At 40.8% G+C, this 21463-nt stretch carries 18 protein-coding genes and 2 pseudogenes; 2 read left to right on the forward strand and 18 right to left on the reverse strand.

Annotation, left to right across the window (positions count from 1 at the left end):
- Position 1: 1 nt before the first annotated feature.
- The 4 genes from ACR1UW_RS00850 to ACR1UW_RS00865 form a co-directional block, all read right to left on the reverse strand.
- Positions 2 to 562 (reverse strand): hypothetical protein, encoded by a 561-nt coding sequence (locus ACR1UW_RS00850; RefSeq protein ID WP_498934303.1) that lies wholly within the window; start codon positions 560 to 562, stop codon positions 2 to 4.
- 330 nt (positions 563 to 892) lie between these two features.
- A complete protein-coding gene (locus tag ACR1UW_RS00855; RefSeq protein WP_276521820.1) occupies positions 893 to 1018 on the reverse strand; it encodes a hypothetical protein in 126 nt (41 codons plus the stop codon).
- Between the two features lie 254 nt (positions 1019 to 1272).
- The gene (gene galE, locus ACR1UW_RS00860; protein ID WP_498934305.1) at positions 1273 to 2241 is read right to left on the reverse strand and encodes a UDP-glucose 4-epimerase GalE; all 969 of its coding nucleotides are present in this window, start codon (positions 2239 to 2241) and stop codon (positions 1273 to 1275) included.
- Between the two features lie 14 nt (positions 2242 to 2255).
- Positions 2256 to 3998 carry a phospho-sugar mutase gene (locus ACR1UW_RS00865; RefSeq protein ID WP_498934306.1) on the reverse strand — a complete coding sequence of 581 codons (1743 nt, stop codon included), beginning with the start codon at positions 3996 to 3998 and terminating at the stop codon, positions 2256 to 2258.
- Between the two features lie 244 nt (positions 3999 to 4242).
- On the opposite strand from ACR1UW_RS00865, the pseudogene ACR1UW_RS00870 reads away from it, so the two are divergent.
- A pseudogene (locus ACR1UW_RS00870) lies at positions 4243 to 5430 on the forward strand (IS701 family transposase).
- Between the two features lie 315 nt (positions 5431 to 5745).
- Here the strand turns inward: ACR1UW_RS00870 and ACR1UW_RS00875 are convergent.
- Positions 5746 to 7404, reverse strand: a complete 1659-nt coding sequence (locus tag ACR1UW_RS00875; protein ID WP_498934309.1) for an IS1634 family transposase — start codon at positions 7402 to 7404, stop codon at positions 5746 to 5748.
- A 347-nt stretch (positions 7405 to 7751) separates the two neighbouring features.
- On the opposite strand from ACR1UW_RS00875, the pseudogene ACR1UW_RS00880 reads away from it, so the two are divergent.
- Positions 7752 to 8643 (forward strand): annotated as a pseudogene (locus ACR1UW_RS00880) (transposase).
- 228 nt (positions 8644 to 8871) lie between these two features.
- On the opposite strand, the gene ACR1UW_RS00885 reads toward ACR1UW_RS00880, so the two are convergent.
- From ACR1UW_RS00885 to ACR1UW_RS00945, 13 genes are all read right to left on the reverse strand, one after another.
- Positions 8872 to 9486 carry a haloacid dehalogenase-like hydrolase gene (locus ACR1UW_RS00885; RefSeq protein ID WP_498934311.1) on the reverse strand — a complete coding sequence of 205 codons (615 nt, stop codon included), beginning with the start codon at positions 9484 to 9486 and terminating at the stop codon, positions 8872 to 8874.
- Positions 9479 to 10147: a phosphoribosyltransferase gene (locus tag ACR1UW_RS00890; RefSeq protein ID WP_498934313.1), complete on the reverse strand. Its 669-nt coding sequence runs from the start codon at positions 10145 to 10147 to the stop codon at positions 9479 to 9481. The genes ACR1UW_RS00885 and ACR1UW_RS00890 overlap by 8 nt, the downstream gene beginning before the upstream one ends.
- Positions 10092 to 11237 (reverse strand): glycosyltransferase, encoded by a 1146-nt coding sequence (locus ACR1UW_RS00895; protein ID WP_289668267.1) that lies wholly within the window; start codon positions 11235 to 11237, stop codon positions 10092 to 10094. Before ACR1UW_RS00895 ends, ACR1UW_RS00890 begins: the two co-directional genes overlap by 56 nt.
- The gene (locus tag ACR1UW_RS00900) at positions 11209 to 12633 is read right to left on the reverse strand and encodes a hypothetical protein (protein ID WP_289668268.1); all 1425 of its coding nucleotides are present in this window, start codon (positions 12631 to 12633) and stop codon (positions 11209 to 11211) included. The genes ACR1UW_RS00895 and ACR1UW_RS00900 overlap by 29 nt, the downstream gene beginning before the upstream one ends.
- Before the next feature lie 13 nt (positions 12634 to 12646).
- Positions 12647 to 13408: a glycosyltransferase gene (locus tag ACR1UW_RS00905; protein ID WP_498934315.1), complete on the reverse strand. Its 762-nt coding sequence runs from the start codon at positions 13406 to 13408 to the stop codon at positions 12647 to 12649.
- Positions 13365 to 13595, reverse strand: coding sequence for a glycosyltransferase (locus tag ACR1UW_RS00910; RefSeq protein ID WP_498934317.1), 231 nt, complete (start codon positions 13593 to 13595; stop codon positions 13365 to 13367). The genes ACR1UW_RS00905 and ACR1UW_RS00910 overlap by 44 nt, the downstream gene beginning before the upstream one ends.
- 124 nt (positions 13596 to 13719) lie before the next feature.
- Positions 13720 to 14877, reverse strand: a complete 1158-nt coding sequence (gene glf / locus ACR1UW_RS00915) for a UDP-galactopyranose mutase (protein WP_498934318.1) — start codon at positions 14875 to 14877, stop codon at positions 13720 to 13722.
- Positions 14870 to 16129, reverse strand: coding sequence for a flippase (locus tag ACR1UW_RS00920; protein WP_498934321.1), 1260 nt, complete (start codon positions 16127 to 16129; stop codon positions 14870 to 14872). Before ACR1UW_RS00920 ends, glf begins: the two co-directional genes overlap by 8 nt.
- Positions 16130 to 16148: 19 nt before the next feature.
- A complete protein-coding gene (locus ACR1UW_RS00925) occupies positions 16149 to 16751 on the reverse strand; it encodes a sugar transferase (protein ID WP_498935349.1) in 603 nt (200 codons plus the stop codon).
- Between the two features lie 115 nt (positions 16752 to 16866).
- Positions 16867 to 17751, reverse strand: coding sequence for a UTP--glucose-1-phosphate uridylyltransferase GalU (gene galU / locus ACR1UW_RS00930; RefSeq protein ID WP_498934322.1), 885 nt, complete (start codon positions 17749 to 17751; stop codon positions 16867 to 16869).
- A 112-nt stretch (positions 17752 to 17863) separates the two neighbouring features.
- Complete coding sequence (locus tag ACR1UW_RS00935; protein WP_498934323.1) at positions 17864 to 18544, reverse strand: hypothetical protein; 681 nt, start codon at positions 18542 to 18544, stop codon at positions 17864 to 17866.
- Between the two features lie 123 nt (positions 18545 to 18667).
- Positions 18668 to 20038, reverse strand: a complete 1371-nt coding sequence (locus tag ACR1UW_RS00940; protein WP_020756702.1) for an AAA family ATPase — start codon at positions 20036 to 20038, stop codon at positions 18668 to 18670.
- A 468-nt stretch (positions 20039 to 20506) separates the two neighbouring features.
- Positions 20507 to 21274, reverse strand: coding sequence for a tyrosine-protein phosphatase (locus ACR1UW_RS00945; protein ID WP_498934324.1), 768 nt, complete (start codon positions 21272 to 21274; stop codon positions 20507 to 20509).
- Between the last annotated feature and the right edge of the window lie 189 nt (positions 21275 to 21463).

Raw genomic sequence — 21463 nt, forward strand, 5'->3', positions numbered from 1 at the left:
ATCAGAATAATCCTAATTCCCTAACATCATCAATTAATTCATATTGATCCGCTTTATATACATCCTTCACATATCTTTGCGCGAAATCATATAGGTTCTTTACTACCCTTAGCATGTCATTCGGATCGGCTAGTGCAAAAGCCTTACGGAACTTGTCTAATTCTGTCGCTTTTTTATTTTGAAGAGTTGCGCGTATAATAGGACATTGGTTTTTCAATACACTATTTTTAAAGTAGGAAGGATCGTCTTCATATTCTTCTAGCGCATCTTCATCGAGTATATCTAGGTAACTCTGTCTGTCTTTATGAAAAGACTCTATACTTTCTTTTACAATGTTGCGAAACGATTTTGCATAATCCTTCCTTCTCCTTTCTACAACTTGACTGCGGCTGCCAAAATGTTCTGCAAGTTTTATAAAATTTTCATTTGATAGCACCCGACCGGCTTCCGTTTCGATGAACTTTTCAAAATAATGTGGGAAATTACTTCTAATTTCACACAAAACTTGCTCAATATGATCTTTTTCGTAACAAATATCTTCAATGTGGTTTGGAAAATACATCGTTAATTGTTCCCTCCCAATGCTATTACCGTACAAAAAGATGAAGAAGCAGTCTATTAGCATCACTGAATACCAATACTACTCCCTACTTGCTAGTTGTTGACGCGCTTGCGCTTTCAATCGCAAATACGAAACGTTTGTCTCACCTTTCAACCACTTCACCTTCTCCGTCCATGGAAGGAGAGAAAGTAATCCTAACTTTAACCGCTATTTAGGGTCGACCATTTTTGACGTACGCTATCTTCATGAGTGATTAACTTTCGGATTGCATTCATCATGTCCGTTTTACTGAGAAACACCTTTGTCCTTCAATGTCAGACTCACGAGAATTCACCCATCGGAAAAGGAAGCGATTTGAAACGTTTCTTTTCCTTTAAACGTGGAAACCATTTTTCCTTCATAAAACTTGTCTAAAAGTGCTTGCCACATTTTTAAGACCATTGACTGCTTATTCATTTACTTCCCCTTCAACATCAATGGAAGCCCTGTATTTCTTTTCGACAGCCGTTTCCTATATTCCTTTCCTATCAAGCATTTTTTGTGAATATTTGACTGTTACTTATGTACTATCTAACCAACATAATTTGCCGACCGTTTTTAACTGAGGATAAGCCCATTTCAGCTCTCTATTATTAAACGTACCGAATATTCGGTTAATTTAAGACAAAAAATAACCAGGCCTCCCTCACCATAAGGGCGGCCTGTCTTCCTTACGCGTTGTGGCTATGCCACTTCCACGCGCTTGCAATAATCTCCTCAAGCGAATATTCCGCTTTCCAGCCAAGTTCTTCGTAAATTTTTTGCGAGGAAGCGACAAGGCGCGCCGGGTCGCCCGGGCGGCGGTCAGTATATTCAATAGTGGCTTTGCGGCCGGTGACTTTTTCACATGTTTCAATCACTTCTTTGACGGAATAGCCTAAGCCGTTGCCAAGGTTGTAAATGGCGGTTTTCTTTTTGCCTGACAATAAAGCTTCCAGCGCTAAAATATGCGCCTTCGCTAAGTCGGTGACATGGATATAGTCACGAATGCATGTCCCGTCTGGTGTATCATAGTCCGTACCGAAGACGGAAATTTTGTCGCGCTGGCCTAACAAATGCTGCAAGACAAGCGGAATCAAATGTGTTTCCGGGTTATGGTCTTCGCCAATTTCCCCCGACTCGTGCGCCCCAGCCGCGTTAAAGTAGCGAAGGACGACATAGTTCAAACCATACGCAGAAGCAAAATCCGCTAAAATTTGTTCGATCATCAACTTTGAGCGGCCGTACGGATTAATTGGATTTGTTGGGCAATCTTCCGTAATCAATTTGACATTCGGAATCCCATACGTCGCCGCGGTTGACGAGAAGATAAAGTTTTTCACATTATACTTTAGCATCGTCTCTAGTAACGTTAAGGTAGCGGCAACGTTGTTTTGATAATACTTCAGCGGATTCACCACCGATTCGCCGACTAAGCTGTTCGCCGCAAAATGCATGACGGCTTGAATCGGGTATTTTTCAAAAATCGGTTCAAGGTCCGCTTTGTTCCCTAAATCCCCTTGCACAAACACCGCGCGGTCATCCACTAAATAGCGATGACCAGTCGATAAGTTATCAAGCACAATTACTTGCTCTTTTTCCACTAACTCTTTCACTAAATGACTGCCGATATAACCGGCTCCGCCGACAACGAGAATCATATACAATCCCCCAATTATACATTAACGATTTGATGGACCATCGTCATTACTGCGTTTTCTAATTCGGTAACAAGTTCTTCGCTCTCTTGTAACGATGTTCCTCTCACGCCAAAGTAAAACTTCGCTTTCGGCTCTGTGCCTGATGGACGCAAACAGAACCATGCGCCATTCGCAAGATGATATTTCAACACGTTCGAACGAGGCAAGTCAATCGTCTGTTCTTCCCCAGTCGCCACGATGGTACGCTTGCTTATCAAATAGTCTTCGATCGCGACAACGCTAACGCCAGCGATTTCTTTCGGCGGTTCTTTGCGGAAGGCCGCTAAAATGTTCGCGATTTGCTCGGCGCCATCTTTTCCTTTTAACGTTAGCGAGCGCAATGATTCACGATAGTAACCGTATTTTTCAAAAATCTCTAATAACCCTTCATACAATGTTTTTCCCTGCGCTTTATAATAAGCCGCCACTTCTGCGGCAAAAATCGCCGATTGCACCGCATCTTTGTCGCGGACAAAGTCGCCGATTAAATAGCCATAGCTTTCTTCATAACCGAATTGGAACGTGTATTCTTTCGTTTGTTCAAACTCGTTAATTTTCTCACCAATAAATTTAAACCCTGTTAACGTATCAATTGTTGGCAATCCATAATGCTCGGCAATCGCGCGGCCGATTTCCGACGTCACGATCGTTTTCACAACGACACCGTTTTTCGGCAAAATTCCTTTTGCCTGCTTTTGTGATAATAAATATTCCAGCATCAACGCACCCATTTGGTTGCCTGTTAAAACGACATATTCACCATCTAAATTTTTCACCGCGACACCAAGCCGATCCGCATCCGGGTCGGTCGCCATTAAAATGTCGGCATCGATTTTTTCACCGTATTGAATCGCTAATGCAAACGCGGCATGCTCTTCCGGATTTGGCGAGGCAACAGTGGAAAAGTTCGGGTCTGGAAGTTCTTGTTCTTTTACCACCGTCACGTTTTCAAAACCAAATGCTTTTAAACCAGCGCGGACTAACTTATTGGCTGTGCCATGCAAAGGAGAAAAAACGATTTTTAACTCTTTCGCCACTTTCGCAACCATTTCTGGATTGAGTTGAATCGTTTTTAATTGCTGAAGGTAGGCTTCATCGATTTCTTCGCCGATATAGGTAAGCAATCCGTTTTCCAGAAGTTCTTGCTCGCTTGCTACTGCAACCGTCAATTCATTTTCGACCGCATTGACGTATTGAATAATCGCATCCGCCACAGCTGGCGGGATTTGTCCGCCATCTTGGCCATACACTTTAAACCCGTTATACTCCGGCGGATTATGGCTTGCGGTAATGACAACACCGGCAAACGCCCCAAGATAACGAACCGCAAACGACAGCTCTGGCGTTGGACGAAGCTCTTTAAATAAGTACGCTTTAATCCCATGCTTCCCAACCGTCTTTGCCACTTCCAACGCAAACTCCGGCGACTTATGGCGGGAATCATAAGCAATCACGACACCGCGCGCTTTCGCTTCTTCGCCTTGTTCAACGATGTAACGAGCGAGTCCTTCCGACGCTTTGCGAATGGTATAGATATTCATTCGATTCGTACCGGGACCAATTTCCCCGCGCATCCCGCCTGTGCCGAATTCTAAGTTTTTGTAAAAGCTATCTTCAAGAGCTTTTTCATTATGCTGCATGGAAATCAATTGTTGTTTCAATTCTGCATCTAGCTCTGGATAGGAAAGCCATTTTTCTACTGTTGCTTTATATGGCATCTTTCTGTCCCCTCCTTTGTTGTTTACGGATGTGATACAATTCCTTTGATTTGAAACGTTCCAATTTGAATAAAAGAGAAGAACGTATCGGAAAACGCAAAATCAGTCATAAATAAATAAATAAACTGTAGATGAGCAAATTTGCTAACATAAATTTACAAACTAAACAAAAAAGGAGACATGAACCCGATTCCTTGGTTAGAATAGATGTGCTACCAACTACCCACAAGGAGGTTCATGTCTCATGAATAGATTAGCACATCATCAAGGAATCCACAAGTTTTTCATGACGCTGGGATTGGCGCTTTATTTCTCGAAGCCGGTCATCAAGCATCTCGTTCATCTTGTCGACGCCTTGACGACCAAGGGATTTTCGGGGACATTGACGGATGTCCGGTACTGAAGTTTTCATCCGAATCATCGAACCACGCTCAGCCACTTTTTCACGAAAAGCCCTTGGAACGAGGAAAAACTGCTTGAGAAGCTTCAGGAGTGGGTTCTTCGCCAGATCGAACGCCTGGCCAAACGGACGAATCAACCCCTGTTCCTTTCGATTGATGATACCATTTGCCAAAAAACGAAGCCTTCGTCACGGGCAACGCACGCCATTCAAGGGTGTGACTGGCATTTCTCTCACAGCGATCATCAATTGGTCTGGGGGCATTCGCTTGTTTGGCTGATGGTGCACACCTTCACGCAAGCGTTTCCGTTCGCCTTTCGTCTGTATGACAAGACATCGGGAAGAAGCAAAATCGACCTGGCGATCGAGATGCTTTCCTCGCTCAAGGGGAAGCGGGCTCAGCCGGTGTATGTGCTCGTGGATTCATGGTATCCGTCCCAAGCGCTCATCGAAGCCTGTCTGAAACAAGGATTCCATGTCATCGCCATGCTCAAGACGAACCGGATTCTCTACCCGAAAGGTATCGCCATCCAAGCGAAGGAGTTTGCCCGCTATATCGAGCCAAATGACACCCGCCTCGTCACGGTGGGGAACGAGCGCTATCGTGTCTACCGCTACGAAGGCGCGCTCAACGGTCTTGATGACGCGGTGGTGCTGCTGGCTTGGAAGGCGGATCGACCGATGACGCCGGATCATCTCCATGTCATATTGAGCACCGACCGGGAGCTGAGTGACGAAGACATCTTGCGTTACTATGCCCAGCGCTGGACGATCGAATGCTTTTTCCGGCAGGCAAAAGACCAGCTGAAGCTCGATGGGTACCGTGTTCGCCACGTTCGGGCGGTGAAACGGTATTGGGTCGTGGTGCTGTTAGCCTGCGTATACAGCATCGCGGAATCTCAACAAGACATCTCTTCCGGCCTGGAGCTTCTTCGGTCTCGGAAAGGGCACAGCGTCGTCGAGTTCATCTATGACGCCGCAAAGCAAGATATTCCCATTGATGTGATCAAAAAACAGCTCCGTATCGCGTAAGGGGTACCCTGTTTGTCTCTCTAACCATGGAAATTATTGTAATGAAAAATGCTCATCTACAGTAAATAAATATAAAAATACACACAACTAAACAATAGGCTTTCAAAAGGGAGACCGATCGCGTGATTTCTAATTTTATCACAGAACATGTTTTTTAACGAATAATCCTCTTTTTTACATGTTTTATCTCACATTTCGCACCCTAACAAGGTCAAAACAAAGGATTTTTTATTTAGTTTTTCAGAATAACTTTTTGACCAACACGACGAGCGATGGCTATCCTTTTTTTACCATCGCTGGTCGTTCCGTATGACGTTACACGTAAATGCTCTCATCCAGCCCCAACCCCTGCAGAATCCTTCGTTGTTCAGGGGTGAGGGAGCGATCCAGTGAGCGTTGGATGCGTCCATCCGGCAGCTTGAGGAGGACGACGTTCACATATTGAAACAGCTGAAAAATCGCCTGCCCCGTCGGTCGGGTCAGCTTGCGGCCTCCGGCGCCCTTTAATGGGTGTTCGGGTGTGATGAACTGGCGCACCCGGCGCTGAAAGACGCGGTAAATGGCCAAGGCCAAGAGAAACAAATAGCCCAATACCGCAACTCGTTCTGGCTTTTTGACATAGATCTCATCCGTGAAAAAAGGGTCTTTCAAAAAAGCGAAGTTCATTTCCACCGAGATCTGCCCTTTATATAGCTTCAAGATCTCTTGGGCATCCATTTGTTGGCCCTTCCATTCCTCCGGAACGGTCGTGACGAGGACAAACCGGGACGCTTTCCGTCTTGCCTGTTCCCACGCGTTTTGGTCGAATTCGACGTCAAGGCGCAAGAGATACCGCGTCTCCATCTCGGGTTCCGCCCCTTTTTTCGGCCGTCCGCGCCGTTTTTTCGGGCGTACGATCTCTTCGACCGCGGCCTTGACCTGATGAAACCGTGGGCGAAGGGACGCCTTGAGGGACGCCAAGGCTTGTTCGGCATCTTCCCGGCAGGAGAAGGGGTGACGCTCCCAACGGGCTTGTTCCTCGCGAAGAAGCTCCGCTTCTTTGGTTCGTTCTTTTTCGAGCGTCTTTCCTTTTCGCTGGTCGAGCGCACTCGATTCGACGACGATCAGCCGAACGGGGTGGCCTTCATAGGTGGAGGATGTTTCCCATACCCGATACGTGGCGCCGTTTCTCTCCGCCAGGGTAAAGGGTTCGCTCCACGGGATGTGAGGCGAATCGGCCTCCGCGAATGCCCGTTTCACGATCCGAAGCGACGAAGGGCCTCGGGTGATCAAAAAGGCGTTGGCCGCTTTGGTTTGCGCCAGAGTGTCTTTTGTCATCGCGGCGGAATCGGCCACGTAAATCCATTCGTCTTCCATCTTGGCTTGTTTGAGCTGTTCGTGGACACGGGACAGCACCTCCGGATTCCACGTTTTGTCAGGCAGGTTGCCGTCGTGCACATCGCCGTAAAACGGGATGCCGTCCTCGTTGCCGACCAGTCCGAAGCCGATCTGTTTTTGCCAACGATGATGGCGGTTATAGCCATGTGTGATCTGCAAAGCCTCTAATGAGGCCGATTCATACGCGCCGTAAACCGTCTTGTCCGTCGTATCGGCGTGAAAGGCTCGGAGGGAAAGGCCTTCTTTGCGATAAATGTGAATCAAGCAAGTGCTGATCACCTTGTGAATATCGGCCTCATACAAGCGGTCGAGATGACGAGCCAACGCATCGTCGTTCAACCAGGAAGGATGGAGATCGGGACGGATGAGTTTCTCACAATCGACCTCCTGAGCCCAATGTTCCAAGTGAACAAGGGCTTGCCGGCCGTCAAACAGATTGTAGATGATGGCCTGAACGGCATCGCTGACTCGAGTCTGGCACTGTGGATCAACGGGAACGAGATGGTCAATCAATTGGGGCAGGCCCAGTTTCTTGAATAGGGCACTTATTATATTCAAATAATCATTACGATAGACCTTTTTGACTTGAACGTTCATGAGAGAAAAACTCCTTCACTTTCCTTGTGTGTCAAGGATTCATTCGACATCGGAACGAAAAAATCCTCCCGATTTTCGTTGGGAGGGTGCGAAATGTGAGTTTTATTTTAGTACATTGACCCATTTTCTTTACTCGAAGCATTTTATTGACAGAACGTTCTCCTATTCTCCAAAAAACAAGCTGAAACTATTTTTTAAATCCTATTATCCTTGTAACACAAGATTGGCTTTTCTTTATAGAACGTGTTGCAAAACGCATAACGAATGCATAAATGCACATAAAAAATCCACCACCTTGGAAATCATATACAGTGACCAAAACCAACTACCAAGGGGTGGACACTATCATGATTTCCAATTTAGTGATCGAACATGCACTCATGGGTGAAATAGATCCTCTTTTAGAGGCATTATTTCGATACATCGACCAACTTTCTTTTCTGGAAACACCGTATGTGACAGGAAGACCCCCAGTGTCTAAAAAGGCACTACTCAAATGTTTCTTTTTGAAAACCTACTTCGCGATGGATTCTTTGCGGCAGTTGGTGAACATCCTCCACCGGTTTGGTTATTTCCGACGGATTTGTGGACTTCTGGAGGTTCCTCATCTGTCTACTTTTTCACGAGCCAGTCAATGGTTTCAAGAACAAGGATTTTCCGATTTGAATGCCCAACTTCTAAACGATTTAGGCGTTCAAAAACCAAAAGTAGTGATGATCGATAGTACGGCTCTTCGAAGCAGCCTGTATGATTCCCAAGCAAAGTGGGGCATGTCGACTCGGTACCACTGGTTCAAAGGATATAAACTGCATCTGTGTACCACCACGGAAGGGATCATTTTATCCCATGTTTTGACTACCGCCAATCGAAATGACGCAGCAGTGGCACCGAAACTGCTTTCGTCTCTGCAAGGATGGGACATCGAGTTTGCACTTGGTGATGCCGCCTATGACAGTGAACAGATCCGTAAAACAGCCGAGCAATTGGACATCTTTTTTGTTTCCCCGATTAACCGACGCAATAGCGAGGAACGAAAAGATGCCTATGGTCGTGTGATCCCCGTACTTCTTGAAAACTCGATTTGGGAAGTGGCTGTTTGGTCTCCGTAGCACCATCGAACGAGTATTTAACCAATTAAAGGTTAATGGGTTGGAACAACCTCGGTGGTACGGGCTTCATCGCTATCTATTACATGTGCAATTATGCATACTCATCCATAATTTTGAGTTTTTACTCTAGTTTTGCAACACCATCTTTATAGAATAATGAAAAAATGGCTGTTTCGAGTCCACAATACGAATGAGCATATTAGATTGGATACTAAGCTTGAACTACCACATTAGTTGAGGTTACATATATTTATACATGCTTATCGGCAATTTTGAGTATTGATTTTGGTTTTACAACACCATAACACCATATTAGATTTTAAAGAGATCTATTTTTTATAACCTACAAATTACACTATCAGGACAAGATATATTTAATATTTAATTTCTTTACTACTTCAATAGTTTTTGGTGAAGGATTAACTAAAAATATTTTATTTGAAATTTTCATTATGTGAATATCATCGTGGTGATCTGTATACAATGTATCGACTTCTTTTATCTTTAACTCATTTAATATAGAATATACATTTTTAAGTTTAACTTCTCTTATATTTTCCTCCCATTCTTCTCCTAAATTCATGGATGTTGCACAGCAATAATCAAAACCATATTTTTCTGCAATTCTTTTTGCATAAATCTCAGGAGCTGCAGTAGCTAGAATCCAAGTTTCACAACAATTTCTTTCTTTTAGTCTATTTATAATATCTTCATTAGTATACATAGTAATAATCCCTATAAAATGATCCATATCTAGAACATCATGAACTCTATTGGTAATTTTTATTATTTTATATTTTAATTGACTATGAGAGATTTGACGTAATACTCTTAGCAAGACATAATACAGAATTTGCAAAGCTAACAAAGGCCTTTTAAATACTAATTGCATAAACAAAAACTTCATCCAAACATGAAATGTATTTTTATTAATTAAAGTAAAATCTAAATCGACCACAATACATTTATTCACTTTTTCTCAACCCTTTAAAATCTTTAGACCAAGGGAAACGAATTAATACCCTTTTATATAAAGAATAATCTGGACTTATATAAGGATTAAGGTGGGTAACTGTTAAAACCGCAGTACGCACGTCTAGACTATTATTAACACTTAAAATATTTTGCTTAACATCAATCATAGTTTTTCCGCTATCAATCGCATCGTCTATTAATAAAACTCTTCGGGACTTTAGTATTTGTTTTTTAAGTTCTTCGGATAGCTCAATTTTACGGTTAGAGATATAGAATTGCTCTTTCTTTTGAAATACCTCTGATATATATATTTCGTATATTCTTAAAACGTCTAATAGAAGATAAGGCATTAAACGAGATAATTTATCAAACATTAATCTTTTCTTTACTTTTGTACCTTTTCTCTGTAAAACAACTTCGTTGTAATTACAGTCAACAAAATAATCCATCTGTTTAATGTATTGAGCTACATACGCTCCTCCTGTTTTAATTCCAATTATAAGATCTGGCATCCACCCTGAATTTTCAATCATTCTTCCTAATTGTTCACTTTTTTCTCTTAAGGATTTTTCATTTAAGGTAATTACCTTTAACATAAATTGATTACCACATCCTATTAAGTATTCTCTCCCATTGTGAGCAAACATTTTTGATTTCAAATCTTTCTACCTTATTTTCTTCTGATTGTAAATTTTTTGCATCAAATTTATAACTTCTCGTTAAATAAGACTTAATGCTTCTTGCCATAACATCAACATCTTCCGGCTCAATTAGAATACCGTATCGTCCATCTTCCAATATTTCCCTAGGACCAGCCGGACAATCAGTTGAAATAACGGGTAAATCTAGACCCAAGGCTTCAATTAGAACCGTAGGTAACCCTTCGTATCTAGAAGATAGTATAAATACATCACTATTAGCCATAATAGGATAGGGATTAACAAAACCTGGAAGGATGACATCATCTTTTAGATTTAAATCCGACACCATATCTTCTAAATATTTTCTCATAGATCCTTCACCAAGGATTACTAAAGTACCTTCTAGTCCCTCTTTTTTTACCTTAGCAAAAGCTTTTAGTAAGAGGTCAAAACCTTTTTGATATTCTAATCGCCCAACAGAAAGTAATATAGGTTTGCTTTCTATAGATTTAAACCATTCTGGTAAATTTCCACTTGCCAATTCTCTAATTTTACTAAAATCAACAGGATTATATATATATGATACTTTATTTGCAAACTCCGGGAATAACGATTGAATTGACATTTTCGCATCATTACTAACAGTTACAATTCCGTCCATATTTTTGTATAAAATTTTAGTAATATTTTTATATATTATCCTTTTTAAAAATGGAACACTTTGTAAATAATAACCTAAATGTTTATGAACCCAACCAATAACCGGCTTATTACATAAACGTGCAGCCCAAGTAGCAAAAAAATGACCTTTAAGCTCCAAAGCCCCAACAACAATATCTACCTCTTTTACCGCAATTAGCAACTCTTTAAAGATTTTAAAGAAATTCAAATACAAAGATTTTTTTCCTTTAATTCCATACTTTAGATTAATATTCTGTGGAACATTATTGAGGTATTCCCCAGAATACCTCAATAAAAAAAGAGTAACCTCAAATTTATCTTTATTTATATTTCTCACTAAATCGAGTGTTACTCTTTCGGCTCCTCCACCTGATAAGTCAGGTAACACAAATAAACATTTAGTTCTTTTTCGGGTTTGAGGTTTCAAATTTTAAACTCTCCCTTTCTATAAAACTCAGTGTACTTACAAAAAAGAAAAATATGACAATGTATACACTCGCAAACCAGTCGAGAGAAAAAAACAAACCAAAAACGCCTAGTAAAATGTAATAAACTAAAGCATCAGCTAGTGTTTTGACTATTTTTTGTTTTTTTGTATCAGACAAATTTAACGATACATTATGCCAACGTTGAATTAATCTCTTAATATAGAAAGCAATATATATAAAGAACACTACTCCGTATTCAGCTAATAGACCAAATATCGAGGATAATACAGGAAACCAGCCACTTGATACAAATATATTATATTCAAAATTGTGAGTAGCCCATTCAGGCATATTTTTGAAAATATAATAATCTAAATATCCTCTTCCGACTCCAATAAAAAGGTTTTCCTTTATAGTTTGAATTAACGCTAAAGTATTCCCAAATCTATTAGCAGTTGAAGCCACATCAAAATCGGCTATTTTATTGAGATAAACACTAAAAATATCCCCAAAATATAAATTTTGATTTCCATATCCGTAAAATATTAAAGGTAATAATAGTATAAAAGCTAATAATACTAATTTCCTTATAATTGACGCCTCCCTAAACCAAAGGAGTAGGATTAGTGCAGCCATTATTAGTCCTAAGCTTGTTTTACTCATGGCTAGTATAATCAGTATTAAAGCTAGAAATACATAAATACTTATCAAACTCTCTCGCTGGGTAAAAATATTAAACCTATTCTTTACAGAGGAGACTAAAAAGGGAGCAAAAATTATTGATAAAAATAAAGCGTTTGTCGAAGCTTCCTCTGTTAAGCCATTAACACGCTGGGTAGTTTCAACATAACTACCATTCACATAAAATCTATGCACTTCTTCTCCAGGTAACTCAGGTCCCCAACGAGCTTCAATAGTTGAAGCTATAAAGTTAACCGGTACTTCAAAAATGTTTGGAAAAAAAATATAAAATAGTTGAATATATGAAACTACCAAAGCAAAAATTAAAGCAATTTTTCCACCTCTTAAAAATTTATTAATTGCATTATAGGAATTTATAGTTAATCTCATTCCAAAGTAGTAAATAGTAATAGACAAAATAAATACAATTAAAGCAATATATTGCCTGATAATATTATAATCATATTGAATGATATCAATACGGTATGAACTAATAAGCATTGCACAAAACTGAATTATAAAAAGGACACCTAAAAAAATTACCCATCTCTGAGTTAGAATTAATTTAGGGATTTTTCCTTTTGATTTAATAATATATAAAATTATTAAAAGTATAAAAAAATAAAATTGTATATGTTTACCATGGTAAAAAGGTACAGAATCAAAAAAACTTTTAAACAAAGTTGATATGGGCCAAAGGAGATACTCAAGCATTCTAGTCACCTATTTAATAAGGAGATTTTATAAATCCCTGAACTAGTCCCCTCAGAACTACGCTAACACTTTTAAATGAAAACTTATTTCTCAATAAAAAGTTAATTATATTTTTTGTAAGAATTGCACTATAACGAATTTTTTCATAAGAAGTCCAAGCATCGCTTTTTAGTATCATCCAAATTTTGTTTCGAACTTCAAAAAAGAATCGATCCGCTGAAGCCTCAATTGGAGAATATTTTGTAACCGTCTTATGTGTTACAACACTCTTAGGAACTAAAAAGCCATTCTCTTCCTTCAAAATTCTACCGGTATACTCAACATCATCATTCCAAATAAAATATTTTTTCATTGGAAAACCATACTTCTCAATTGCATATGAATTTATTAATACTGATACAAAGGAAACAGATCTCAATGGTAATAGACCATATTCTAAACCGAGAAAAATTTGATTCCAATTTCTTCTTTTGATTTGTGGGAAGTTCATTGGATGAGGATCGCCATCTATCCAATTAACCCGACTTCCTAGTATTAATGGGTTTACATCTTCTTTTTTTAATAATTCATTAGCATTCATTAGCTCCTCTAAAGCATTGCTAGAAGGGATTGTATCATCATCCATAATCCATAACCACTCAAAATTTTCCCTATATCCTATTTTTAAACCTTCGTAGAAACCACCAGCTCCACCTATATTTATTTCAAGACGGATATAACTAATTTTTGGATTATCTAATAGCCCTTTTTCTCTCAGAATATACTTGTGTTCCATCTGTACTTGCATTATCTATAACTATTATTAAATCTATTGGAAATGTTTGATTTAATAAAGACTCTAAACACTCTATGAGAAGATTTTTCCTATTATAAGTTACTACAACAGCTGCTACTTGCCTTTGACTTTTCATAACTTCTCTCCTATTTTTCAAACATATTATTTTAACAGTAAAGGTTATCATTATTAACTACATTAAATACTCAATTTCACTGTGTATAGGTTTTTGCTGAGTAGCTGTTAATATCATTGAACTTAAAAATAGTAGATTTTTTATAAAACCATGGTATAAAATACCTTTTAAAATATTAAACTGCCTTATTTATTCTTTCTTCGAAAACTCTTAATGCCTTAGCTACAACCATATCCATATCATAATATTGGTACTCTGCTAAACGACCAATGAAAATTAAATTATCATATTTTCTTGCTTCTTCTTTATACAGTCTATATAGTTCCAAGTTATTTTCATTCTTAATCGGATAATAAGGAATATTTTCCCCTGGAATATACTCTTGAGAAAACTCTTTTACAGTTGTTGTTTTATCAGAAGATTGATTTGTTAAATGTTTAAATTCCGTTATCCTTGTAAAATTATAATCGTTTGGATAATTGACAGTTCCTACTTCTTGTACTTGTTCTTGGTTAAATTGTTCAAACACAAAGTTTAATGAGCGATAAGGTAATTGTCCAAACTTATAGTCAAAGAAATAATCAATTGGACCAGTATAAATAATTGGCCCACGAAATTTTTGCCCGAATAAATTTGCTTCACCTGTTTCAAAATTAAATTGCAGTACCTCTTTGTAATCCGTGTTTAGTAAAATCTTAATATTTCCATGATCTAGCATTCTTTCGAACAGTTTGGTGTATCCTTCCTTCGGCATCCCTTGATAAGGATCTTGGAAGTAGCGGTCATCCCGACTAATGTATACAGGCACCCGTCCTGTGACAGAAGGATCTAACTCTTCTGGCGTAACGCCCCATTGCTTTGTTGTGTAACCAAGAAACACTTTCTCATATATATAATCGGCTAAAAACTTCAGATCTGTATCTTCCACTTCACGCAATTTTAAGATAGGTACTTTTTTATTATAACCAAAATTTTCGATAAGTTTCTTCTCTAAACGTTCAGCTAAATTTTTAGGGAATACTTGATTAATAGAGTTTAAATTAAACGGAATTGGTACTTTTTGTCCATCAATAACCCCAAGTACTTTATGATGATATAAATGCCAATCCGTAAAATTTGATAAATAATCCCAGACTTTTTTTACTTTCGTATGAAAAATATGAGGTCCATAGTTATGGATTAAAATACCTTGACTGTCATACGAATCATACGCGTTTCCTCCAATATGGTTGCGTTTTTCAATCATTAATACCTTCTTATTTAATTGTGTTGCAATTCGTTCTGCTAGTACGCTACCGGCAAATCCTGTTCCAATAATCACATAATCAAACATGTTTACCCTCCAGAAGTTTAATTCCTTTCGAATGTAAATACATAAACATTGTCAAAGTAACAAAAAACTCCGAAATAGTGACACCAAAAGCTGTTCCTATATGTTTAAACGCAGGTACCAAAATGATAGCTAAGAAAACATTTAATATGCTAGCCAGCATTAAAATATTTGAGAAAGCTTTCTTGTATCCTAGATTCAACATTGTTTGGATGCCGAAAATGTTACTCAATCCTATTATAAATGGTAAAAAAGCAATAATTTTTAGTACTATAATAGATTGCTTGTAATTATCTCCTAAAGCAATATCTATTATGTTTTCCGTTAATACAAAAATCATTAAAGATATTAGGAAAGTACAACCACCGACTATCAAAAGAATTTTTTTTATAAAGATTAGCCCTTTCTCACGGCTTTCTGACATTAATCGGCTGATATAAGGATAAATCGCTTGTGAAATTGGATTGATAATCCCAGTTGCAGCATTTATTATTTTTTCAGCGCTTGCATAATATCCTACAACTGTATTATTAGTAAATAAACCGAGAATAAATGTATTGCTAACTGTATATAAGCTAATAGCTACTGTAGAAATAAATACATGCCACCCTTCTTTTAATTGGTACTTAATATCGCTCCAACTAGGGTATACAAAATTTACGCCAAAAGTTCTTTTTATCATGCCTAAAGATATGAATCCAACTAGTATGGTCCCGAGAGAGTTAAGCAATGGAACAAATAGGATATCATTGCGCTGCTTTACTAACAAGAAAATGCCTATCGTAAAAATTGTTTTAGCAATGATATTAAGAATAGTTATATACCTCATTTTTTCTATTCCCTGGAAAAACCAAATAGGGAAAAGAACGTTACCGATAACCATTCCGAATGTTACTAGATATACTAGTTTATGGTTTTGAAATTTTGGGAATAACAAGATCAATAAACAAAGTATAAAGAAACTTATTATCATAAAGAATAACTTAATAGTCATCACCGTACTAAAAATACTTTGAACTCTTTTTTTATTATCTCTATAAATCGCAATTTGATTTGTAGCAGATAGATTAAATCCATAGTCAACTAAAATAATAAAAAACTGAATGAATGATTGAGCAAACGCCACTAATCCGTAGTTGTCTGGACCTAAAACCCTCACTAAATAAGGTAGTGTAAGCAAAGGAAGTATATAATTTAGCCCTTGCAAAGTTGCTAAAGATAGAAAGTTTTCAAATAATCTTTTTTTATCGGACATACATACTTTTCCCCTATAATCAATAAGCTCCCTTTCTTAGAAGGACCATGAACACTGTTTTTACGAGAATCACTATATCTAAAAACAACGATTGGTTATATACATAAAATAATTCCACTTCTACTCTTTCAGGATACCCGACTTCACTTCTTCCACTTACCTGCCAATAACCTGTAATTCCTGGCTTAACTGATAAAAACTTTGAAACCTCTCTTCCGTATTCTTTTAGTTCTTCTTCAACCACTGGTCTCGGTCCAACCAAACTCATTTCCCCTTTTAACACGTTAATCAGTTGGGGAATTTCATCAAGACTCGTTTTTCGCAAGAAGCGTCCTAAATTTGTAATTCTTGGATCTTCATGCGGTTCTAGCTTATAATTGTTTCTTAAATATTTTTCATACAGTTCTTTATCTGCTTTCAGTTTTTCCTCTGCATTGACGATCATGGAACGAAATTTATAAATATAAAATCTTTTTCCGTTTTTTCCTACACGAACTTGTTTGAAGAAAATTGGTCCTTTCGAGTCACCGAATAAATAGAAGATGCTGATAATCAAAAAAAGTGGACTTGTTAAAACAAGTCCAATGATTGCCCCGACAATATCGATTGTTCTTTTCGTAATAGCGTATAGTTTAGATGTATTTTCTAAACTTTGAAAGGAAGTGTATTCTACTCTTTGATTAGAAACGACCGCTTCCTGCGCGATATTCGACTTTGCCAACTCCCCGGTCCTCCTTTTATTTCTCTTCTACTTTCAGATCATTTAGTACTCTCTCCATGAATTGAATAAGATCTTCTCTTAACTCATCATGTTGCAACGCAAACTCAATCATCGTCTTAATAAACCCGATCTTTTCACCGACGTCGTAGCGCTTGCCTTCGAATTCGTAGGCAAAGACGCGCTGGATTTCGTTTAGCTTTTGAATCGCGTCGGTGAGCTGGATTTCGCCGCCGGCGCCGGCTTCTTGTTTTTCAAGGAATAAGAAGATTTCCGGTGTAAGTATGTATCTTCCCATAATGGCTAAGTTGGACGGTGCGGTGCCGGGCGCTGGTTTTTCGACGAATTGGCGGACTTGGTAGCGGCGTCCGTGCTGCTCGAGCGGATCGATGATGCCGTAGCGGTGTGTTTCGTTGTCAGGTACTTTTTTGACGCCAATCACAGAGCTAAGTGTTTGTTCGTATTGATCGATTAATTGTTTTAAACACGGCGTTTCCGCTTGGACGATGTCGTCACCAAGCAGAACGGCGAACGGTTCGTCGCCGATAAAGTTGCGCGCGCACCAAACGGCGTGGCCGAGCCCTTTCGGTTCTTTTTGGCGAATGTAGTGAATGTCGACTTTCGATGGCTCTTTTACTTTTTCGAGTAAGTCGTATTTGCCTTTTTGAATTAAGTTTTGTTCAAGCTCAAAAGCGTTGTCGAAATGGTCCTCGATCGCGCGTTTTCCTTTTCCTGTGACGATGATAATATCTTCGATGCCAGAGGCGACCGCTTCTTCGACGATGTATTGAATCGTCGGTTTATCGACAATCGGAAGCATTTCCTTAGGCATCGCTTTCGTCGCTGGCAAAAATCTTGTGCCGAGCCCCGCTGCTGGAATGATCGCTTTGCGTACTTTTTTCATGGTACGTAACCCCCTATGTATAGTTGGCCCCTATGCCCCCGCGCATCGGTGCAACGCTGGCTGCGCCGATGCGCCGATGCATATGGGCATAAAAACAGCCCCTTTTCGGGACTTAGTTTGGCATTTTTGATTTCAGATTCAAGATTTCTTTTTCATGATCGATCAGTTTGTCAAACATCACATCGGATCGGCGCTGCAAGTACGAGACGGTGACATCGACGGATTTTCTTATGCTGGTGACATCGTTTAAAATGAGTGCTTGATTGTGTTTGGAAACGCGCAGCTCTTCGAGGATTCGCTCTTGCATCTGCTTCATGCCGGCCATCTCGTGTTCTAGTGTTTGTTGGCCTTGTTGCAGCTGGGTGATGTCTTTTTGAATTTGGAAAACCGTCGTTTCCAATGTCCGTTGGCCTTCTTGCAGTTGGGCGACATCACGCTGCAACGCATTCTGGCCTTCTTGCAACTGGACAATGTCTTTTTGAATTTGAGAAACCGTCGTTTCCAATGTCCGTTGGCCTTGTTGCAGATGAATGACCTCACGCTGCAACGCCTTCTGCCCTTCTTGGAGCTGGGCAACGTCCTTTTGAATTTGGGAAACCGTGGTTTCTAATGTCCGTTGACCTTCTTGCAGTTGGGTGACTTCCTTCTGAAGCTGGGATACATCTTGCTGCAGCTGCGATACGTCTTGACGAATGTGCCCGACTGCGCCTTCCAACCGTTCGAGCCTGTCGTGGACTGGTTTCAGTTCTTCTTGCAAGACGGAACGAAGCAATTCTTTCAGCTCTTGGCTCATGGCTTCACCTCCTTGACGCCATTATAGCATGGCGCGGCAGGGAAACGTTACAACGTGTATTCTCCTTGTCCGGAGTCATTCAGTGGAATGCGTTGATGAGGAACTTCATGCCCCAATTCGAGGTTATTCATCCTCTCCATCCTCTTCCCCGATCTGGAATGCATACGTCTCTTCATTCAACTGCCAAATGACTTCATTGAACGTTTCCGCCGGAAAGCCGTTTTCGGTCGGAATGAGCGGCGTGATGATCGTGTCTTGGCCTTGCATGCGGAACTGGTACGCCCTCACCTTTTTCGGATCAATCGCGTCCTCATCGACATAGCCATACGTTTTCATCAACTGTTCTCTCTTTGGATGCTGGTGAAGTTTGATCAAATTGTTCACCTGTTGGAACAAAATATCGCTATGGGTGGTCAACCACACCGGCATGCCTCGGTTGGCCAACTTGACAAGCGCTGTCGCTAATATGCGCTGGACGCGTGGATGCAGATGCGCTTCTGCCTCTTCAAAAAAGAGTGAACGGTACGTTGCTTTTGATTTTAAAAACAAAATGAGCGGCGACAGTTCAGTTACAAGCGACGATGTGACGTATAACGGCAAGCGCTCTTGTTTGCCTTGTGGGCAATAGTAGAACGATGGAATCGGTCCTTTTTCTTGGTCCATGGTTCCGTTGGCAATCTCGGTTTCAATAAATCGTCCGATGTCCGCATATTTCGACTGTCCGCTTTCCTCCAAACGCAACAACGCTTGCAAGAATCGATAGACAGGCAACGTGAAGTCAAGGGATGGTTCCTCATGTTCTTCGTTGATCATCCGTTCCATCATCTCTTGCACCAGCGCCTTGTAAGACAACATGAACCCTGTTCTCGAAGCGGGCAAATACAGCGCTTCGCCAATGGCCCGCCCTTGGATGCCGCCTTGTCTGGATGGTGGGTAAAACGGCGATGTAAGTCCATCCATCAGCAAATTCCACGTAATGTATTGAGCCATGCGATACCGCTCTGTCGCTTGTCCCTTGCTTCGATCCGTATACGGGATGCGAATATAGTGTTTCCCCGTCGAAAAACGAGCGCCTTGGAGCGAATCTTTCTTTTCAAAGATGATTCGCAGCGGTTCAGAACGGCGGTACCGCTCGATGCTTAACGAACCGATCGGGATTTTGCGCCGAAAAATCGTTCGAACCAACTCGCTTTTTTTGTTTCTGAGAACATCATTAAACCATTGGACAAACAGTTGCGCTTCACGGTCTTGGATGAGGCAGTCATCGCCGATAGACGATTCAAGAAAGCGATCGATTTCCTTGTACGTGGACGTGTTCGGAGGGTCTTTTGGAAACAGCTTGCGCCCCTCGGACAACACCCCCCAAAGAAGCGACATCAGATAGCTTTTCCCACTGTTGTTGTCGCCGACAAACAACATCAACGGGGCAATATCGATTTCCCCCTGTTTGATCTTTCCGAATCGCTCAACCTTTAACGCCCAAGTTTGTTCCATGCGCGTATCGCCTCTTTTCACAGATTACGGATCCTCTATCTTTCTATTATAAACGATACGCCTGACTCATAATCACTGAATTAGATAAAAACGAGTGAAAAATCGGGCATCTAACCCGCCCTCACACCACACCCTCGACGACGGGCGTCTAAGGTGGTAGGACCGTCATCGTCCCCACCCACGGCATGGCCGAGTGCCTCCGTTGATAACGGTAAGGAGACATCACCGAAAATGAGTTGAAAACAAGAACGGAGCGGCCCGTCTTTAAGACAAGCAAATCATTTATGCGAAGCTCTTGCCGCATAAGTCAAATGATCTTAAAGAAAGGGCCGCCTTTATATATGAGCAGGCTTACGTCACTCATCGACATCGTTGTCGATCATTCCACAACTATCGAGGCCATATTTCGACAACGAAAGGGCAAAAGAAAAGGCATATGTCCTATACAATGTTATATCATCATTTCATTCAAAAGAGTCCTAGAAACTTCTTCTTTTTTTTCACCCGCTTCGGTTCGTCGCGGAACACGGCTTGGCCGCGGACGAGCAGTTCGGCGTTTTCGCGGAAGTAGTAGAGCGCCTCGGTGCCGAATTCTTTGCGGACCGTTTCGTACGCCGCGCGCAGGCGGAACGGGCGGTTCGTGATGTTATGGGCGTCGGAGGCGATGAAATGGGCCAAGTTCGCCTCGATCAGTTGGAACGAGAACGTTTTGATTTTCTTGCCGAAATGGCCGGTGACGCTGGAAGCGGTCAGCTGGGCCAGGGCGCCGCGTTTGACGAACTGGTACAATCGCTCGGGCTGCTCGATGATTTCGGCGTTTCGCTCCGGGTGGGCGATGATCGGGATGAGCCCGTTCACTTGCATGTCAAAGAGCAGCTGTTCGGCGTATTTCGGCACGTGATCGGGCGGAAATTCGATTAAGATATACGGTGTATCGGCGAGCGTCATCACCTCGTGCCGATGAAAGCCATCCAAAAGATCGCCGTGCAGGCGCACTTCCTGGCCTGGCAGGACGGTCAAGGCGATGCCGCGCCGTTTCAATTCGTCGTTCAGCTCCGCCGCCAATGACAAGACGGACGATTTCGGGTTGTCATAGACCCCGTTTCGGTGATGGGGAGTGGCGATGATCGTCGCAATCCCTTCGCTGGCTGCCGCTTGCGCCATGGCGATGGCGTCTTCCATCGTGGCCGCCCCGTCATCGAGGCCAGGCAGAACATGGCTATGGATGTCGATCATCGTCACTCCTCCTCGCTTTTCCGTTCTACTAAACAACTATTATGGTAACATAGGAAGAATGAGCTATCAATAGACGGAAAGTGTCGAATGTTGTCGAAGTGGAAATAAAATTCCACCGGTTGAGGATAGGAGTGGCAACCGTTCTGCTTGTCTTCCAGTTGTTTTCTGAGGCAAAACGGTCTATAATCG

Origin of the sequence: Geobacillus lituanicus, from assembly GCF_050994965.1 — a bacterium.
GTDB classification, from domain to species: domain Bacteria; phylum Bacillota; class Bacilli; order Bacillales; family Anoxybacillaceae; genus Geobacillus; species Geobacillus stearothermophilus.

What these genes read in the sequence shown, in the direction of transcription:
- ACR1UW_RS00850 (WP_498934303.1), bottom strand. Translation starts at nt 562, where the DNA reads ATGTATTTTCCAAACCACATTGAAGATATTTGTTACGAAAAAGATCAT.
- glf (WP_498934318.1), bottom strand. Translation starts at nt 14,877, where the DNA reads ATGTTTGATTATGTGATTATTGGAACAGGATTTGCCGGTAGCGTACTA.
- ACR1UW_RS00945 (WP_498934324.1), bottom strand. Translation starts at nt 21,274, where the DNA reads ATGATCGACATCCATAGCCATGTTCTGCCTGGCCTCGATGACGGGGCG.
- ACR1UW_RS00935 (WP_498934323.1), bottom strand. Translation starts at nt 18,544, where the DNA reads ATGAGCCAAGAGCTGAAAGAATTGCTTCGTTCCGTCTTGCAAGAAGAA.
- ACR1UW_RS00940 (WP_020756702.1), bottom strand. Translation starts at nt 20,038, where the DNA reads ATGGAACAAACTTGGGCGTTAAAGGTTGAGCGATTCGGAAAGATCAAA.
- galU (WP_498934322.1), bottom strand. Translation starts at nt 17,751, where the DNA reads ATGAAAAAAGTACGCAAAGCGATCATTCCAGCAGCGGGGCTCGGCACA.
- ACR1UW_RS00900 (WP_289668268.1), bottom strand. Translation starts at nt 12,633, where the DNA reads ATGCTTGAGTATCTCCTTTGGCCCATATCAACTTTGTTTAAAAGTTTT.
- ACR1UW_RS00865 (WP_498934306.1), bottom strand. Translation starts at nt 3,998, where the DNA reads ATGCCATATAAAGCAACAGTAGAAAAATGGCTTTCCTATCCAGAGCTA.
- ACR1UW_RS00920 (WP_498934321.1), bottom strand. Translation starts at nt 16,129, where the DNA reads ATGTCCGATAAAAAAAGATTATTTGAAAACTTTCTATCTTTAGCAACT.
- ACR1UW_RS00910 (WP_498934317.1), bottom strand. Translation starts at nt 13,595, where the DNA reads ATGATAACCTTTACTGTTAAAATAATATGTTTGAAAAATAGGAGAGAA.
- ACR1UW_RS00905 (WP_498934315.1), bottom strand. Translation starts at nt 13,408, where the DNA reads ATGGAACACAAGTATATTCTGAGAGAAAAAGGGCTATTAGATAATCCA.
- ACR1UW_RS00855 (WP_276521820.1), bottom strand. Translation starts at nt 1,018, where the DNA reads ATGAATAAGCAGTCAATGGTCTTAAAAATGTGGCAAGCACTTTTAGAC.
- galE (WP_498934305.1), bottom strand. Translation starts at nt 2,241, where the DNA reads ATGATTCTCGTTGTCGGCGGAGCCGGTTATATCGGCAGTCATTTAGTG.
- ACR1UW_RS00875 (WP_498934309.1), bottom strand. Translation starts at nt 7,404, where the DNA reads ATGAACGTTCAAGTCAAAAAGGTCTATCGTAATGATTATTTGAATATA.